This window comes from Lactiplantibacillus sp. ME-2 (genome assembly GCF_022549155.1).
Taxonomy (GTDB): Bacteria; Bacillota; Bacilli; order Lactobacillales; family Lactobacillaceae; genus Lactiplantibacillus; species Lactiplantibacillus plantarum.
The window spans coordinates 1-1,176 of the sequence record NZ_JAKZEQ010000112.1 but is presented as its reverse complement, the minus strand read 5'-3'; the positions used below and the strand labels follow the sequence as shown (position 1 = coordinate 1,176).

Sequence of the window (1,176 nt, the reverse complement as noted above, 5' to 3'; positions counted from 1 at the left end):
TCATTAGGGGTCATATAATTCTCCTTTCTTCTGCCTCAAAGTATAGCATTTTTAACCCAATAACAAAAAAATCTTTTTCAAGACTAACTTTAAAACGGTTCTGTTGCAAAGTTTTCCAAAAAATCTATTTTAGTGTAAAGTTGAGAAAAAAGACAGAGAGGACAGAGTAATGAATCATTTTAAAGGCAAACAATTCAAAAAAGACGTCATTATTGTCGCTGTTGGTTACTACCTGCGTTACAATCTAAGCTATCCTGAAGTTCAGGAATTGTTATATGATCGTGGAATAAATGTTTGTCATACTACGATTTATCGTTGGGTGCAAGAGTACAGCAAAGTCCTCTATTATCTTTGGAAGAAGAAAAATAGACAATCCTTCTATTCATGGAAAATGGACGAAACCTATATCAAAATTAAGGGACGTTGGCATTATCTTTATCGTGCAATTGATGCGGACGGCTTAACCTTAGATATCTGGTTACGAAAGAAACGGGATACGCAAGCAGCCTATGCTTTCTTAAAACGACTCCATAAACAGTTTGGTGAGCCGAAAGCAATTGTGACCGATAAAGCACCTTCTCTTGGCTCCGCCTTTAGAAAGTTACAGAGTGTGGGTTTATATACTAAGACAGAGCACCGAACTGTGAAGTATCTTAACAATTTAATAGAACAAGACCATCGACCTATTAAACGACGAAATAAATTTTATCAAAGTCTCCGTACAGCCTCTTCCACGATTAAGGGCATGGAGACCATTCGAGGAATATATAAAAAGAACCGAAGAAATGGAACGCTCTTCGGCTTTTCGGTGTCTACTGAAATCAAGGTATTAATGGGAATAACAGCCTAAGATATTTGGAGTTCAGAGAGGGCGCGTTTGATTTTCAAACTTCGCAACAGAACCCTATAGTGCAATTGTATCGGCAAACTGATGTTGCAAGCTTATTGGTGATTGATAGCTGTCGTTTAGCGTGCATGTCCATATACCCCTCTAAGACGTCCTGTGAGACGTTATAGGGGTATATGGCATAATTATACTCGGCAAACGCTAGAATGCTCGTATTATCCTCCCGTGAGGTCACTTTATAGCTGACACCAATATAATTGATTAGATTGCCACCTCCTTACACACCTTGATATAAGGAAGTTTAACAAAATGTTTCAGCCTAGTCATGT

Annotated in this window: 1 protein-coding gene; it reads left to right on the top strand. The window is 38.1% G+C overall.

What is annotated here, in order from left to right:
* Positions 1–169: 169 nt before the first annotated feature.
* Positions 170–850 (top strand): IS6-like element ISS1N family transposase, encoded by a 681-nt coding sequence (locus MMY95_RS15575; protein WP_015639778.1) that lies wholly within the window; start codon positions 170–172, stop codon positions 848–850.
* Positions 851–1,176 lie beyond the last annotated feature (326 nt).